At 35.4% G+C, this 15,228-nt stretch carries 18 protein-coding genes; all 18 read right to left on the reverse strand.

Annotation, left to right across the window (positions count from 1 at the left end):
- Complete coding sequence (locus ABWH96_RS05355; RefSeq protein WP_375580465.1) at nucleotides 1–627, reverse strand: hypothetical protein; 627 nt, start codon at nucleotides 625–627, stop codon at nucleotides 1–3.
- A 3-nt stretch (nucleotides 628–630) separates the two neighbouring features.
- The gene (locus ABWH96_RS05360) at nucleotides 631–1,206 is read right to left on the reverse strand and encodes an HAD hydrolase-like protein (protein WP_375580466.1); all 576 of its coding nucleotides are present in this window, start codon (nucleotides 1,204–1,206) and stop codon (nucleotides 631–633) included.
- A gap of 352 nt (nucleotides 1,207–1,558) precedes the next feature.
- Nucleotides 1,559–2,710 (reverse strand): IS91 family transposase, encoded by a 1,152-nt coding sequence (locus ABWH96_RS05365; RefSeq protein ID WP_375578886.1) that lies wholly within the window; start codon nucleotides 2,708–2,710, stop codon nucleotides 1,559–1,561.
- A 10-nt stretch (nucleotides 2,711–2,720) separates the two neighbouring features.
- Nucleotides 2,721–3,575, reverse strand: a complete 855-nt coding sequence (locus ABWH96_RS05370; RefSeq protein WP_375578887.1) for a tyrosine-type recombinase/integrase — start codon at nucleotides 3,573–3,575, stop codon at nucleotides 2,721–2,723.
- 233 nt (nucleotides 3,576–3,808) lie between these two features.
- Nucleotides 3,809–3,937 (reverse strand): hypothetical protein, encoded by a 129-nt coding sequence (locus ABWH96_RS05375; protein ID WP_375580467.1) that lies wholly within the window; start codon nucleotides 3,935–3,937, stop codon nucleotides 3,809–3,811.
- The gene (locus ABWH96_RS05380; RefSeq protein ID WP_375580468.1) at nucleotides 3,934–4,431 is read right to left on the reverse strand and encodes a ClbS/DfsB family four-helix bundle protein; all 498 of its coding nucleotides are present in this window, start codon (nucleotides 4,429–4,431) and stop codon (nucleotides 3,934–3,936) included. The genes ABWH96_RS05375 and ABWH96_RS05380 overlap by 4 nt, the downstream gene beginning before the upstream one ends.
- A complete protein-coding gene (locus ABWH96_RS05385; RefSeq protein ID WP_375580469.1) occupies nucleotides 4,412–4,882 on the reverse strand; it encodes a DinB family protein in 471 nt (156 codons plus the stop codon). Before ABWH96_RS05385 ends, ABWH96_RS05380 begins: the two co-directional genes overlap by 20 nt.
- Nucleotides 4,883–5,053: 171 nt before the next feature.
- Nucleotides 5,054–5,176, reverse strand: coding sequence for an AraC family transcriptional regulator (locus ABWH96_RS05390; RefSeq protein WP_375581506.1), 123 nt, complete (start codon nucleotides 5,174–5,176; stop codon nucleotides 5,054–5,056).
- Between the two features lie 195 nt (nucleotides 5,177–5,371).
- Nucleotides 5,372–6,928 (reverse strand): OmpA family protein, encoded by a 1,557-nt coding sequence (locus ABWH96_RS05395; protein ID WP_375580470.1) that lies wholly within the window; start codon nucleotides 6,926–6,928, stop codon nucleotides 5,372–5,374.
- On the reverse strand, nucleotides 6,867–7,376 hold the full coding sequence (locus ABWH96_RS05400; protein WP_375580471.1) for a tetratricopeptide repeat protein: 510 nt from the start codon (nucleotides 7,374–7,376) through the stop codon (nucleotides 6,867–6,869). Before ABWH96_RS05400 ends, ABWH96_RS05395 begins: the two co-directional genes overlap by 62 nt.
- 583 nt (nucleotides 7,377–7,959) lie before the next feature.
- Nucleotides 7,960–8,472 (reverse strand): GNAT family N-acetyltransferase, encoded by a 513-nt coding sequence (locus ABWH96_RS05405; RefSeq protein ID WP_375580472.1) that lies wholly within the window; start codon nucleotides 8,470–8,472, stop codon nucleotides 7,960–7,962.
- Between the two features lies 1 nt (nucleotide 8,473).
- Nucleotides 8,474–8,827 (reverse strand): nuclear transport factor 2 family protein, encoded by a 354-nt coding sequence (locus tag ABWH96_RS05410; protein ID WP_375580473.1) that lies wholly within the window; start codon nucleotides 8,825–8,827, stop codon nucleotides 8,474–8,476.
- Nucleotides 8,828–8,948: 121 nt separating this feature from the next.
- The gene (locus tag ABWH96_RS05415; protein WP_375580474.1) at nucleotides 8,949–9,317 is read right to left on the reverse strand and encodes a type II toxin-antitoxin system HigA family antitoxin; all 369 of its coding nucleotides are present in this window, start codon (nucleotides 9,315–9,317) and stop codon (nucleotides 8,949–8,951) included.
- 10 nt (nucleotides 9,318–9,327) lie between these two features.
- Nucleotides 9,328–9,624 carry a type II toxin-antitoxin system HigB family toxin gene (locus ABWH96_RS05420; protein WP_375580475.1) on the reverse strand — a complete coding sequence of 99 codons (297 nt, stop codon included), beginning with the start codon at nucleotides 9,622–9,624 and terminating at the stop codon, nucleotides 9,328–9,330.
- A gap of 281 nt (nucleotides 9,625–9,905) precedes the next feature.
- On the reverse strand, nucleotides 9,906–11,156 hold the full coding sequence (locus ABWH96_RS05425) for a serine hydrolase domain-containing protein (protein WP_375580476.1): 1,251 nt from the start codon (nucleotides 11,154–11,156) through the stop codon (nucleotides 9,906–9,908).
- 249 nt (nucleotides 11,157–11,405) lie between these two features.
- A complete protein-coding gene (locus ABWH96_RS05430) occupies nucleotides 11,406–13,745 on the reverse strand; it encodes a TonB-dependent receptor domain-containing protein (RefSeq protein ID WP_375580477.1) in 2,340 nt (779 codons plus the stop codon).
- Between the two features lie 252 nt (nucleotides 13,746–13,997).
- The gene (locus ABWH96_RS05435) at nucleotides 13,998–14,213 is read right to left on the reverse strand and encodes a hypothetical protein (RefSeq protein ID WP_375580478.1); all 216 of its coding nucleotides are present in this window, start codon (nucleotides 14,211–14,213) and stop codon (nucleotides 13,998–14,000) included.
- A gap of 120 nt (nucleotides 14,214–14,333) precedes the next feature.
- On the reverse strand, nucleotides 14,334–15,068 hold the full coding sequence (locus ABWH96_RS05440) for a head GIN domain-containing protein (RefSeq protein ID WP_375580479.1): 735 nt from the start codon (nucleotides 15,066–15,068) through the stop codon (nucleotides 14,334–14,336).
- Between the last annotated feature and the right edge of the window lie 160 nt (nucleotides 15,069–15,228).

The raw sequence follows: 15,228 nt of genomic DNA on the forward strand, positions 1-15,228 counted from the left end.
TTAGTGATTAAAAACAGTTTTTCCTATTGCATAGAATGAAACCGATTTTGCACCTTTGCTTATCAATGCTTGAATTGCATCTTCGTCAATATTTACTGTTCTTGTATAAATATCGTCAATTAGCAAAACATCCTTACCAACAACATTATTTGAAATATTACAAGTAGCATTTGTTATTCCAACATAAGGATTTGAACCATCATTATTATATCCGTCAATTGGTTGGCGAAGGTGTGTTGTTTTTGTATTTGTATGTCGTTGGATATAATTAGTTCCATCAATAAAACTATTGCCTAACGTAATTATTGCATTTCTAACACCTGCTTTGAACAGTAACTGATTTGGGTTGTATGTATTGTCAGCCTTTGCTCTCGGAACAACACATATTGTTAATGGATTTTTACCAATATGATTTTGTACTTCTGGAAGGTCAATTAGCAATACTCTATATAACTGCTCTTGTGATTGTCGTATCCAATCATCTGACCAATTGTGGTGTGGGTCGTTTTTTAACTTATACAAATAATTTGGATTATTTGGCAAGTTCACTCCACCAAAATCTGTATGATAAAAACCTTGTGTTTCTTGTGTTAAATATTGATTTGTCTCAATTGTAAATGGCGTCATAATTTAAAAACTTATAATATTTTCAATCGAAATTCCTGCTTGAATAGCATCTTCAATTTCAGGTCTTTCATTTTCAAAAACAATAACAGTTTGAGCCGATAGGCTCAAACTTGATATTGCATTTTTGTATTTATTTATTCGTTGTCCATTTGTCGAAATGTTTCTAAAAAATATGCTGCTAAATTTGTCAGTTAGGTTATGAAAGTTTAATGTCATCAATGCTCTGTCTTCACGACAATTAGTTACCAATACTGTTTTATTTGTTTTGGAATATTTTAGTAGAATGTCCGCAACTGATTTATTCATTTTTGTTTCCGATAAATGTTCTTTATAATTTTCCTCTTTCTTTTGAATTATTTTTTCATAATCCGTCTCTTTCAGATTTGGAACTGCAATTTTTAGTGAAGCACGATTAAATCTTTCATTTGGGTTGAATTCAATTTCATTTTCGGATTGAATGAACGATTGTATAGCTTTTTTATAAGATAAGAAGTTTGCAAAATCTGTGTCCACCAATGTTCCGTCCATATCAAAGAATAGAATGTCATTTTCTGTTATGTTCAGTTTTGGTTTGTTCATCTGCGGTTTTTTTTCACTTGCACCTAACATTATAGCGTTTTATTCATCGTTCTCTAAAAGTAAATAAAAAAAGATAAAATCCCCATTTCTGTTAATGTGATTTAAGAGCATTAAGAATGATGAATAAAACGTTGTTGGACTGAGCCGATGGGACTATGGGCATTGTATGTGTGTACTAGCTGCCGAAGCCTCACCCTGCCAATAGATAGCAGGGTTTTTGCCAGTTGGATGCTGATTTTGAGGGCTCGGTTTCATGCTAAGCTTTATTTATTAGACGTAGTTTTCCTGTTGAAGCTTTTCTCGCTTCTTGTAAAAGCTACAATCTTTCAAAGAACTGTCGGTTAGTTTAATACTAGCCAGGTGTTTTCTGTTTTGGCAACGGTACTGCCTTCATACTTTTTGTCTTGCATTTAGGACATTCAGCAGGGTCGTTCCCTGTTATTTGCCTGTACACTTCCAGGCCGTTGAGCCCTTCCAGCACAGGAAAGTAGGTGACCTTATTAATGATAAGGTTACAGTCTTCCCTGGCCTGTTTAAGGTTGGACAAGGACATAAAACCAAAATACCTGATTTTGCAAAACCCGTCAGGCAGGACATGCTGCATGAACCTTCTTATAAATTCTTTCGCCTCTAGGCTCATCACTTTTTTCAAGCCACCACAACGGTAGTCTTTATACCAAAAGCTCACCTTTCCATTTTGATGGCTTTTGATCCTTTGGTTACTTATGGCGACCCTATGGGTGTAATTACCTAAGTAATTAATGAGATTTTCCGAGCATTTAAAAGGCTTTTCGCTGTAAACCACCCATTTGGTCTTATAACACTGCTGTTTTAATTGTTCAAAGTGGGTGCCTTTAGGTATTTTGAGCCGGTCATTCTTGAAGGATGCTTCTAACAGCTTGAGTAAAAGACCCCTAAACACAGCACTTAGCACCTTCACGGGCAAGAAATAGTTGGGGTTGGAAGGAATCCATTCCCTTCCATCTTCGGTCAATCCTCCCGCAGGCACTATCATATGGATATGCGGGTGATAATCCAGGTTTTGTCCCCAGGTATGTAATATTGATACCGCACCTGCCTTTGCCCCCAGATACTTGGGGGTTTTGGCGCACTGCATCAAGGATTGGCCAGCTGCTTTAAAAAGTGCGCCATAAGTCAATTTTTGATTAATATAAAACAGCTTGTTCAAGCAGTGAGGCACGGTAAAGACCAAATGAAAATACTTGGTGGCAGGCAGGTTTGAAGCCAGTTTGTCGACCCATTTGGCCTTTCTTATAAATTGGCATTTTGGACAATGTCGGTTTCTGCACGAGTTGTAGGCCTGCTGATTGTACCCACAATTATCACAGCTGTTAATATGCCCTCCCATAGAGGCACTCCTGCATTGGGTGATGGCCTGATAGGCTTTCTTTTGTACGGGGCAGAGTTTTGCGGTATTCAAATAATCCGCTGCGTGTTCAATGAAGATATCAGCCAGTTCTGTTTTCTGTCTTTTGTTTTCCATCGCACCATTTTTAAACTTTCATATTGTCTAGAGGGGAGCAAACACTAGCTGGGTCTAGCTTAGTAAGATGCAGGTAGGCCGTAGTGGTCTTTAGCGAGGTATGCCCCATAAATTGCTGTATCAGCCGTAAGTTCACGCCTTGCTCCAACAGGTGTGTGGCAAAAGTGTGGCGCAGGGTATGGAAGGACACCGCTTTTTTAATACCGGCAAGTTCGAGCTTGTTCTTTACGATTTTAGCCAGAGTGGTTTCTGACAGAGGCTTCCCTTTGCTGTTTTGAGGTTCAAACAGGTACTTCTCGGGACGTGCAAATTTATAATAAATACGCAGTACCTCAAGTGTCTTGCGTGAGAGTAATGTGTAACGGTCTTTCTTGCCTTTACCCTGCATGACCCGAACCTGCATTCTTTGAGAGTCGATATGATTAGGCAGCAGGTTCAAAAGCTCATTTCTCCGCAAGCCTGATGAATAGGCCAACATAATAATAGCCTTATGTTTTAAGTTGCGGTTCACGTTGATCAGCCTTTCCATTTCCTCAATGGAGAGGACGATCGGAAGCCTTTTAGATTTTCTAGGACGTCTAATCTTAAAATCTTCCCACTCCCTTCCCAAAACATCGGTCTGCACTATTTTAAATGCACTGATGTACTGGTTCACAGTAGAGGCTGACAGGCCTTTTTCTATCACTACCTTGTGAAGGTAGTCTTTAAACTGTGAAAGGGTGATGGTCTCGAGCGGTAAACTGCTCACTTTGGCCATGTGGGACATCAGTGAACAATAGGTGTTTACTGTGCGAAAACTGTAATTCCGGAATTCCAGCTCTCTTTTGAGATGCTCTAAGGCATTGCTTTTTGTTTGAGTTTTCATAATGGTAACTTGTTTGTTTACCATTACAATTTAATCATACCTCATTTTACCGTTTCCAGGAAGAAACGGTTTAGTTCAACAATTGGCTATCAAAATTGCTGATATATATTATTATTCAATTGTTGATAGCCGAATATATTCAGTATATCAACATTATTAATACACCATAAATCCCCCTAAAAAACCGTTTTGAATATTTGTCAGGTGGGCTTTGTAGGCGTTAGTTGATAACTCTAATTACGAGATTTATTTATACTTTTCCTTGGGTCGATTCTATTATTTCTATGAACGGCTGAAATATAGCTATGAGTATTGATTTGCGAACGCTCAATAGATGCTTCATGATCTGTTCTCCTTTTCACTTCTTCGCCTTTTTAATAAGTTTAATTGCCCAGTCATAATGGCTTGAAGTAGCCGATACAAGGTAGGCACCTAGTGAGGTAGTTCCAGTCCATTTGTATCTTTTCTTTTCAAATAGTTCTTCATCACTATGTATCTCAATTAAACTCCTCACTTTTTTGTAGCTTGATTTGAAATCCTTCTTGGCATCTTCAAGAGGGGTATCCTTATATTTTTCCCAAATCCAGCTGTTTAATGCAGGAGTTGTTTTCCAAGTGTATCCTTTAGCAGGCATATCAGGTTTTTCTCCTTTCATTCCTTGCGCGTACCAATCAATCATCATTAAATGCCAATGGTGAAGATGCATCAGTACATCTCCAATATTTCGATTCATTGTTCCTTTCGGAAAAGGAGATTTTTGTTCTTCTTCGGATAAACTTTCAATGAAATCCATCAGAAGTTCAAAGTTCTTTTTGCTCAAATTCAGCAAATCAGCTTTATTTTTTGGTCGTGCCATATTTTTTAGAAATGTCTGTTAAATGTTTATGAATGTGGTGGGATACTACTTCTAAATGCTCGCTCCTTGAATAATCCCATGAACCCTTCTTGTAGGGGATCAGGTCTATTGTGTCATCAAATATGAATTCTTCAATGGTAGCTTGGGCCTCTTTCAATCGTTTGATTAGGCTTGCTATGGATTCGTTTTTTGTTGTTTCGACACTTTGTTTGTTAACTTCTGAAAGTTTCCCTTTTAAGGGTCTTGGTTTAATGCCCTTGCCTAAATCTGAAATATTCCTCGCAAAACTCTCATGCCAATAAGTGATATGTCCAAGAATGTCCTTTGCATTCCAGAATTCATAAACCATTTTGTGATAGTCAAGGCCATTCTCAAAAAAGTCAAAAAGCTGATCAAGTTCATTTCTGAGAATTTCAAGATTTGTTTTTATATGTTGCTCTTGGTCTGTCATTTATGCTTAATGAGGCCTGACGCCACTGTATAAATTCGTGGCTGATTAAAAGTATTGAAATTTCAGATAACTACCGAGGCAATGCTACGAATTTAATAGCTTTTTCCGCAGAACTACAGCTAGAATAGTCTGCTTACAGTCATGATTACACAGAATGTTGTATTCCAGTATTTAATTCAAATTCCTATATTCACTTGGGCTCATTCCTGTTTTTGTCTTGAATAGATTGCTAAAATGCTGTATTCTGAAATTAGAAAAATGGAAACAGCAAAGGATTGAATATCGGCCCCGAATAAAGCCTTTTACCTATGTGAACTGGGAAATATTAAACTAAGTATTTTATGCACTGATCAGTAAGGATCACCATTATTTTAAATGACCTGCGAAAATTAGATGCTTCAACTTCTTTAAGGATGCTTAGGCGCTTGTAGCTGATTTTTCGGTCTTACTTTTTGTTGCTGTCATCAACTCAAAGTTGAGTTAGGTGATTTATCCATTTTCACTTTCACCTAAGATCTCTATTTCGGTTCTTCTATTGATCTCTCTTCCACCTATTTCATCATCATTTGATACTAGGGGTTTATCTTCTCCAAAGCCTTTAGCTTCTAAACGTTCGCTATCAATACCATTTGCAATTAGGTAATCTACCACAGATTGAGCTCTTTGTTTAGAAAGCAACTTATTGTAAATTGAATTTCCTATATCATCAGTATGTCCATTGATCTGCACTCTAAGATCAGGTGAATTCACTAAAAGGTCTTTAATCACTTCAAGCTCACCTAACGACTCAGTTCTTAAATCAGAGCTACCGCTATCGAAGAAAATATTCTTAAGTACCATTTTAGTACCTACTTCCGCCTTATCCAGCAATATTGAAACATCTATTTCCTGATACTCAGAAAATTCGGGTAGCCTAAAATTGATTGAATTAAATAGATAGCCTTTTTTACTAGTGGATACACCATAATCACCTCCTTCTGTAACCACCAATTCGAATTCACCTGTTTGTGGATCAGAAAATGCTTCTGCAGTCAAGGTACTATTCTTGTTATCAACCATCTTAATTACAGCACCAACTGGTAAGCCCGTGCTGGCATCAAGCACTTTACCTTTAAATATAGTAATCACAGCTTTAGTTTCAGGCTCCGTCATCTCTTCATCAACCTCTTTGTCATTTTCAGAAGTTATCACAGTATTTTCTACTAATGCAGGTTCAGGCTCGGACTGGACGTTTTCCTCAACTTCTATTTTTTCTTCCATGTCTACATGATAGATATCTACCATCCCTGAACCACCTGGTTTTCTTGAAGCGTAGTATGCATGCTTAAGATCTGCAGAGATCACAAAATAATTATCATCATAAACTGTATTGATCGGATAACCTAAATTAACGGGTTCCAGAAACTCCTGACCTTCCTTTTTACTATAGTAGATGTCATATCCACCCATTCCTTGATGACCAGAAGAACTAAAATATAAGGTATGTCCATCCGGGTGTATCATCGGTGCGTCCTCAGCGGCTTCGGTGTTAACGGTAGGCCCAAGGTTTTGGGCATTACCCCATTCACCATCCTCTCCTTTAGTAGTCTTGTAGATATCTAAACCACCGTAACCTCCTGGACGGTCGCTTGAAAAATATAAGGTTTGACCGTCTGCAGTTATTGAGACCGATGTTTCCCAAAAAATGGAGTTGATCTTATTGCTCAGCGGTTGAGGATAAGTCCATGTTGAATCTACAAAATTTGAAAAATAAATATCTCCGTTTCCTTTCTCTGAATATACAAAAAGCGTTTTCCCATCAGGAGAGATAGAAGATACAGCATCATGATAATCACCATTTAATTTCTTACCAAGTTTTTTGGGTTTGCTCCATTGCCCGTCTTGTAAGGAAGAGCTGTAAATATCTTCATAAAAACTACCGTCCTTTGATTTCCTGCCTCCAGTAGAACCCGGTCTGTTTGATGTAAAATAAAGTGTTTTGCCGTCAGCCATTAAGGCAGGTGTGTAATCGTGCTGCTGTGAATTGACCGTTGCACAGGTTTTCAACAACCACAGGCTTAGGATTACTGTATAGAGAATCAGCTGTTAGGCATTCTTCAATTTTTAAGTCGGCTGTATAACGATTTTTCTTTTTTTTGTCACCGAAAAGATCGAAATACCTGACAGCCTCGTCAAAATTATAATTGAATTGATGAGCCAGCCCTAAATAATAGTCTATGTTATTTCCAATTTTAGGATTGAGTTGCCTAACTAATGTGAGCTTTTTGACTGCCTCGTCATTTTTAAAATCGAATAAGTAGGCTAGCCCCAAGCCGTAAGTGGCATCTGCATTCCCTGGCTTATGTTCCAACGCCTTTTTGTAATAACTTATGGCTTTGCTATAGTTACTTTCGTTTAGGTATTGATCGCCCTTTTTAAGACTTCTTCTAAAATTTTGCGCATGAAGGGCCGAACTACAAATGATAATTAACAAAAAAACTTTTAACCGTAGCATAATTTGATCTCATTAATCTTTTGATATAATTGATAGTATGAGCATTAAATGTCGAATTTAGTGAAAATTACGATTTTAAAGGCAAAATAACGGGCTTAAAAATAAATTGACTTCTTAGAGTATATCCGAGGGTACTTTTTATGGGGTTGCTATGTTACATTATATTGTGTGCCTATGTACTACTCTAAACTAGCTTATAAATAAATAACGTATAAGCTTAAATTTTTGGCTTATTAAATAAACTATTGGCAAGCCTGCTTAGCGGCAAAGTCAGGAAAGAAAGTACCAACAGTTGAAGCTGTTTATCATGCCTATGCATGGAGCAGGACGAGAAAAGCAGGCTGGGCAATAGCCAAAGTTCAATCTTGATAACCACCATCTCTTTGTCGAGACTTAGGAGAAAAGGGTATGAATAAATGCTTTCCTATTACTTAAGGACTCAAGTAGTCATTCAATGAACCGCTGTATACGAGACCCGTACGTACAGTGGTCCCGACCTTTGGTGCGGGATAAATATTAAGAGGCGCACCGTGGGCTTATGGCTCACGGCCGTCTACTCGATTAGCGGTTCGGGCTTTTTTCATTATTTTCTTATTAGTTCCCATTTCCAAATCAGTCCATCGTCTGGGTCATTGATTTCTTGAACTTTTTCAAATCCACATTTCTGTAAAACTTTTGTTGACGGGTTATCTTGTCCAAGTGTGTGAGCAATTATAGTTCGTACTCTCTTATCTTTTAAAGCATTTTCAATAAGTCCCTTTGTCATTTCAGTTGCAAGTCCACGATTACGAAAGGTTGGTGCAATTTCATAACCGAGTTCAACTGTCCCTTCTGCTGTCGGTTTGCCTTTATAGCCACCGCTTCCTATTAGTTTATTATTTTGCCTATGAATGGGAAAATAAGTCCACCATCCGTTTTCTTCTTCATTTTCTGTAAGTCTGTCAAGCGAATACTGTAAAGCACCAACGCCAAACTCTGTCCAATTTTCCAGGACAGTAACGTTGATTTTCTTAGCAAGTATATTATTTCCTTGAATTGCTGATTTTAATATTTCCTTGTCGCAAGGAATAATTTTTAAGTTCTCAGTTTCTATCATTTTATTCTAGTGGAAGTTTATGTAGTTTCAAAAAAGAAAGTTTATCCCAATAACCACGTTGGAAAACGATTTTGTCGTTTTGGATTTGAAAAAATCCGCATCCACGAAGTCCGTTTGGGTCTTTCCATTCTAAAATCGCCCATTCTCCGTCTTCAAATATATTTTCGGGAATACAGGTCATTTCAGCCGTTGAAAATTCGCCTTCAAACATTTTTCTAATCGCACTTTTTCCTTCAAGGGGGTCGTTTGCAACTTGGTGGTTAACAGCATTGTCAGCATACAAGTTGGAAATTGTTTCCACATCCGCTTTATTAAATGCGTCAATCCATTTTTGTAGTGTTTCTTTAGGTGTCATTCTTTTTCGTCTTATATTTTTATGCCTGACCGCTAACGCTAAATGTATGAATCATAGCTTAGGTTTGCGTGTTAGTTAGCCTTGAGTGGCTATGGTTTCAAACATAATGTTGGCAACTGTACTATTTTATTAGCTTGTAATCATTTATTAGAATTTGTACTGAAAGGTTTAACCTTAAAGCTAAATTTCGTACCATTTCAACGGTTAACTTTTTCTTACGATTAAGAATTTCTGAAACCCTGCTTTTCCCGCCAATTACACCTACTAAATCTTTCTGTTTCAAGTCCATTTCCTCCATTCTAATTTTAATTGCTTCAATGGGGTCTGGTGCTTCTATCGGGAAATGTTTTTTCTCATATTCATCAATAAGAAGTCCTAGAATATCAGCCTCATCACTTTCTGGTGTGCCTATTTTAGCATCAAAGATTTCTTCAAGTCTTTTCAGAGCCTTTTGATATTCGCCATCTGTTTTTATAAGTTTTAGTGTCATGATTATCTTTTTAAATGTTGTTAGCATCAATTTTATCGTATTCAGCATGCGTTCCTATAAATCGGATAAATATCCACTGCTTTTCAAAATTAAATTTTACCACAAGTCTGTATGAGTTTCCTTTGATGTTAAATACAACTCGTTCATCTTTTAGTATACTAGCATTTGCATACGTGTTTTTCACTTCAATCGGGGTTTTCCACTGACTATTCATAGCTGTATCATACCATGTTTTGAGATATTGTTCAGAGTCAGCATGTTTTTCCCAAAATTCTCTTAAGGTTCTTTTAGCAAATATTCTATACATGTAAAAGTTTCATAATTACGACAAAGATATGAATTTAGTTCTTAAAAAGAGAACTTTCGTTAGAGGATTTTGACAAGTAATACATTTGTTTTTTGAAAGCTGAATTGAATACCTTTAGCTTCATATGTTTACGAAATACAGAGTAGTAAGATTATAACTTAATGGGGTGGTATTTCATATTAAAGCTTATTGTTGGCAACGCTAAATGTATGAATCATAGCTTTGGTTTGCATGTTTGCCTTGAATGGCTATGATTTCATACATAATGTTGGCAATATTTACTATTCAACACGTTTAACCTTATTACCCTCTAAAAATCCGTCTAATAACATAACTTCGCTTACTTTATTGGCAGAATCTCTCAAAAATCGCATAGATGCATCCATTTGCTCCATATAAAATTGGTTTGAGGATTGAGGTACTAAATGAATTTTATTCGGTCCCATCACTACGTATAGACTGTCATTTTCATTAATAACCTCAAAATCTATATTCTCATTGAGGGAATAGATGCCTGAATAATCCTTTAATAAATTTATATCTATATCAATTTGTTTTCTTGCCAAAGGAAGAATGAACTTTTTATTTTCAAGTATCGCTTCAATACTATTTGAAATTTCCTTTGCAACGGGATGTCTGCGATTTGATAGAACAATAATTGCAATTTTTGTTTTTGAATTATATTCTATTGAATAACTAAAACCGTCATTTTCTAAATATCCATTCAGCTCCAATCTATCTGTGGAATCTGATATTATGATTTTTGCCAAATCATTTGCAGTCGATTTTAGTCCGTTGCTACTAAATGTAATTTCTAAATTTGAAACTGGGGCTTTTTGCAATTCAAGTCCGTTTCCTTGATTATTATTATATTGATAGCCAACAGCCAATGATGAATCATTTTTTTGGAAATAGGTATTTTCCAGACTCAATTCTTTGCTATAATTTTCAATATTCTCTTGATAGCTTTTACCGCTTATTTTTTCTATTAGCAATCCCAAAACATTATAGTTTAAATCGCTTCGCTTAGATTTATAAGAGGATTGGGCGGCTAAATTTGCGTAATCAGTAGTTGAATATTTCAATTCTGGATTTTGTTCTTGAATGGTCGGTATGCTTAGTAGATTCGTTTTGTGATATAGTAAATCACCTATTGTGAAGTCAGTTTTTATTTCTGGAAGATATTTAGAGACCTTATCAGACAACTGAAAGTTGCCATTTTCTGCCATTTTCTTAATAACATTGCCTGTAACTAATTCGGAAATCTCGCCAATCTTGAAAGTAGTTTTATTTGAAAAAGGCATATCATTTTCGTAGTCGGCTAAACCAAACTTATTGTTGTAAATAGTCGTTCCGTCTTTTGTTATCAAAATAACTCCACTAAAACGGTTTAATTCAAGATAGCGATTTGCAAGACTATCAATTTTTTCGCCTTTTGGTTTTTCGAGAATTTCATTCTTTGATTTTTTATCCGTATTGCAGGATATAAAACTAAATATCAAAATCAAAAGGTATGATTTATTTGCAGTCATTTTTTGCTATATCTTTTATATCCTTTGCAATCTACTGAATTAGTAGTTATTAAAAAAGCTATTGAGAAGCATTTAAAGGTGTAAATAGAGCCTTATTCTTAGATTTAAACTTTTATTAAACGTATAAATCTACACTTAATAAGATGGTAAATTTTATAGAAATAGTTAGAATCTCAGAGGATAGTATATTCCACGAGGCTTATTTGAACTATGGTAATTTTAATAATTTTGAGTAAACCAATATGGCTTTTAGAAAGAATATCTGGCGCTTAGTAAAAATATTCTGGTTTCTCTTTTAGAGTAATAAGTCTGTGAAAATGAATTGGTTAAGCGGTCTCCAGCATACCTTAAGCTATCAAAAATATCTCTGGCACTTAAAGAAATACTTCCTTTTTTGTCCAGAAAGCTTTTTTGAATGCTGGCATCTATATAGTACTGAGCAAGGTTGCTACCTTGTGCTTCAATTTCAGGAGAATCATAATTGCCTACCAATTGAATGGTAATATCATAAGGTAGTTTAAAATCAGAGGTTAATTTGCTGTTTAAGGCATATCCATTATTGGTAAATTCTTCACTGATATTGGAACCGTCAACTCTTATATTAAAGCCCGTAACACTTCCATTTAGTGTCCACCATGGAGTTATGTCCTTTAAACCTATCACTTCTACACCATAAGATTCCGCTGTATTCAAATTGGCAGGTTCTGAATAAGAAATCCCATCTTCTACTATTGTAATATAATCTAATCTTCCCTGTATTTGTCTGTAAAAAAAGTTAGTGGTCAAACTGGATTTTTTACCCTCAAAAATATGACCCAGTTCTATGGAGTTTATTAATTCCGGCTGAAGTTCAGGATTTCCTCTTCTTACATTTAGGGAATCAGTAATGTCAGGAAATGGATTCAATCTCCAGGCTGTAGGTCGGTCTATTCTCCGACTGTATGTGAATTTGAAGGATTGATTATCCGTTAGTTTATAAAGAGTTTGAAGGCTTGGAAATAAATTGAAATACTCCTGACTATTTTCTTCATCAGTATTATACAAATAAGTGTTCAATTGGGTAAGTTCCCCTCTTACTCCCGCTATGATATCCAATTTTGCAAAAGATTTAGAAAGCACCACATAGCCTGCATGAATCCTGTCTTGATAATCGAATTCATTGCTCACAGCAGGGTCATCCTCAAAATCCTGGTTTTCAAAAGAGAACCTTGAAAAGTCAAAATCATAAGTGAAATTCCTGATATTTGATTTAAGACCTGTTTCCAACTTTATTTTATCTTCAAAAGGATGAATATAATCAGCCTGAAATACATAATTATATCTTTTTTCATCTGTAAATGCCTGTTCTCTGCCATTAAGCTCTGACTCATCTGTAGTTTGAGTTCCTCTGAAGATCTCTATATTTTGGGTTTTAAATTGATTGGTATAGGATTGTGAGGCCGAAAATTTGAAAGACCGTTCTTTTTCTTTAAAATCCCTTTCATAGATAATGGCATTATCATAACCATCATCGGTTTCATTTTCACTATTTCTTCTGACATACTCCAAAATAAGGTCATCAGAATTTGTATCAGTCAATTGAGAGAAAAGTGTGTTTACCTGTTGGCTGTAACTGGTACTCAATACGCCTTCATAACTTAAAGTATTATTACCAAAATAATAATCTGCCCCATAGTTAAAGGTGTGGCCTTCTCTTTGACTTTCCGAATTAGTATTTTGACTCAGGTTTTCCGCATCTTCAAATATGGTTCTGCTTACTCTTCTATCACCAACATTTTTCCAATTTCTATAATTATAACCTGCATATACGTTGTATCTAATGTCGCGGTGGTTTATTTGACCGCCCAAACTGGAACGACCTCTGGTTCCATAAAGTCCATCTATTCCACCATTTGTCCCTAGTTTATCTCCTTTTTTTAACTTGATGTCAATAATACCCGCTTCAGCTTCGGCATCATATCTCGCATTTGGATTATTAATTACTTTAATTTCATCTATGGAACTGGCCGGAATACGATCTAGATTTCGAGTTAAAGAAGAGTTTCTTCCATTAATCAGCACATTGGTTCCTGAACTTCCCCTTAAGGAAATTGAGCCATCGTCCCCCACTCGTACTGAGGGCGTATTCCTTAAAATATCCAATAAAGTACCGCCAAGATTAGATAGGTTTTGGTCAGGATTTATGGTAATGCCTTCCACTGTAGTGCGCACCATGGGTTTGGTACCTGTTACTTCCACTTCGTCTAGTTGATTGTTCTCATTTATCATTTCAACCTTACCAAGTTCTATGTTTTCACTGAGCTGAATATCACTCAATATTTTATCTTTATACCCTATGAAAAATATTTTCAGCTCATATTCCCCTCTTTCTGCTTGAAGCATGAAATTTCCATTCTCATCAGTGTTGGTAAAAGTTTCAGGCTCCTTAGCATTTTCTTTAAAAAGGGCTACCTGAGCAAATTGAATTGGATTTTCATTTTTAGTGTCATAAGCTTGACCACTAATAGTAAAAGAATTATTTTGAGCTATTGCTTTACTGTAGGTAAAGCCTAATAAAATGATAAGAAAAAGATAAATGGAATTTTTCATGATTTATTATTAAAGCTTTTTCATCTGCATAATCATACAAACACTACCGTACAACCTTAAGATAACTTAGATTGTTAACAAGCACTGATTAATATTTATAGAAGGTTCAAATGGAATTTGACTGGATATGATAAATTAGTGCCAAATATATTAAATAAGTGTAACGCTATTTCAGGGCGGTTAATAGAGTAGGAATAAAAAAGCCCAACTTTTAAAAGTCAGGCCTCATATTCATCTATTTCATTAACTAATTTATTCCTCATCTTCATCGTCTTTCAATATCGAATAGGCGATAATTCCACCTACAAGCGCAACTCCACCTACAAAAAGTCCGATATTGAAATTTCTTTGAATTTTCTCTGCTCTTGATAAATAACTAGAGCCAATACCTTTTTTCGCAATAAAGTTTTCTAAATCGTGAACTTTATTCTCTAATTCCTTAAGTGTTTTTTCTTTTATAGTTGACATTTTGAATTGGTTTAAATTTTATAAAAAAACTTAATAATATATTATTCTACTATAGTATACAGGATTAATCCTGTCATTGTTACATTTCATTTATGTAACTCCATAAAGTTCTTTTAATAATTAATTCTTTCTTTCCACTATGCCTGCACCATATTCTTTTTTAACGATTTCCTTTGTGGCACCTTTAACAGAGATATTGCCACTTCCATAAATTTTAGCATCTAATTTTTCTGAGACATTTAATTTTATAGAACCTAAGCCATATAAGTTTACATCCGCATTTTGTGATTCAAATTCGAAGGCATCTAAGCTTCCTGCTCCGCTATTTTCTAAAATCAGATCATCAGTGTAGCCTTTGATGGTTAAATCACCTGGCCCTGCTAATTTGGCTTCGAGGGTTTTGGTTTTTACATCTACTTCAATGCTTCCAGTTCCGGCAACAAGTAAGTTAAGATTATCTGAAGCGATAGAGTTCTCGGTGATTAATTTCCCATTTCCATTTACCGATAATTTTTGAACATCTTTAATGGAGACATAAACCTTAAGTGTAGGCAATAACTTTATATTATCTATCTTTTGCCAAATGCTTTTACTGGTTTTGGAATCATCTTTTTTAATATCTATATGAAGAACACCTTCTTTTACTGTAATTTCAGTTAAATCATAAATTTCTTTTTCAGCTTCTACTCTTACCTCTTCCTTATTCGATTGTTTTACATAGACTGTATAAGCTGAATTCACACTTATGCTATGGAAATCCACAATATTCATTACATCATAGTTATTGACCTGTCCTAAAAGGGAGGGAGAAACAAATAACATTAGAATTCCTAGAATAAAAATTGATTTTTTCATCATCATTGTTTTTGGTGATGGTTATCAAACGTACTGATGAGTAAAATGTTAACTAATGTAAGTATTTAAGATAAAATGAATAATTATATCGATGAAAACTGTTTTATAACAAAAAAGGCATGCCAATTCAGCAAGCCTTTTACTCTAGGAGCTATGTTAT

Origin of the sequence: Marivirga tractuosa (genome assembly GCF_042140215.1) — a bacterium.
In the GTDB taxonomy this organism is placed as follows: domain Bacteria; phylum Bacteroidota; class Bacteroidia; order Cytophagales; family Cyclobacteriaceae; genus Marivirga; species Marivirga tractuosa_A.

Excerpts from the sequence above, each read along its gene's own strand:
- ABWH96_RS05355 (WP_375580465.1), bottom strand. The coding sequence starts at position 627 with ATGACGCCATTTACAATTGAGACAAATCAATATTTAACACAAGAAACA.
- ABWH96_RS05360 (WP_375580466.1), bottom strand. The coding sequence starts at position 1,206 with ATGAACAAACCAAAACTGAACATAACAGAAAATGACATTCTATTCTTT.
- ABWH96_RS05365 (WP_375578886.1), bottom strand. The coding sequence starts at position 2,710 with ATGGAAAACAAAAGACAGAAAACAGAACTGGCTGATATCTTCATTGAA.
- ABWH96_RS05370 (WP_375578887.1), bottom strand. The coding sequence starts at position 3,575 with ATGAAAACTCAAACAAAAAGCAATGCCTTAGAGCATCTCAAAAGAGAG.
- ABWH96_RS05380 (WP_375580468.1), bottom strand. The coding sequence starts at position 4,431 with ATGGCACGACCAAAAAATAAAGCTGATTTGCTGAATTTGAGCAAAAAG.
- ABWH96_RS05385 (WP_375580469.1), bottom strand. The coding sequence starts at position 4,882 with ATGACAGACCAAGAGCAACATATAAAAACAAATCTTGAAATTCTCAGA.
- ABWH96_RS05400 (WP_375580471.1), bottom strand. The coding sequence starts at position 7,376 with ATGCTACGGTTAAAAGTTTTTTTGTTAATTATCATTTGTAGTTCGGCC.
- ABWH96_RS05405 (WP_375580472.1), bottom strand. The coding sequence starts at position 8,472 with ATGATAGAAACTGAGAACTTAAAAATTATTCCTTGCGACAAGGAAATA.
- ABWH96_RS05410 (WP_375580473.1), bottom strand. The coding sequence starts at position 8,827 with ATGACACCTAAAGAAACACTACAAAAATGGATTGACGCATTTAATAAA.
- ABWH96_RS05415 (WP_375580474.1), bottom strand. The coding sequence starts at position 9,317 with ATGACACTAAAACTTATAAAAACAGATGGCGAATATCAAAAGGCTCTG.
- ABWH96_RS05420 (WP_375580475.1), bottom strand. The coding sequence starts at position 9,624 with ATGTATAGAATATTTGCTAAAAGAACCTTAAGAGAATTTTGGGAAAAA.
- ABWH96_RS05425 (WP_375580476.1), bottom strand. The coding sequence starts at position 11,156 with ATGACTGCAAATAAATCATACCTTTTGATTTTGATATTTAGTTTTATA.
- ABWH96_RS05430 (WP_375580477.1), bottom strand. The coding sequence starts at position 13,745 with ATGAAAAATTCCATTTATCTTTTTCTTATCATTTTATTAGGCTTTACC.
- ABWH96_RS05435 (WP_375580478.1), bottom strand. The coding sequence starts at position 14,213 with ATGTCAACTATAAAAGAAAAAACACTTAAGGAATTAGAGAATAAAGTT.
- ABWH96_RS05440 (WP_375580479.1), bottom strand. The coding sequence starts at position 15,068 with ATGAAAAAATCAATTTTTATTCTAGGAATTCTAATGTTATTTGTTTCT.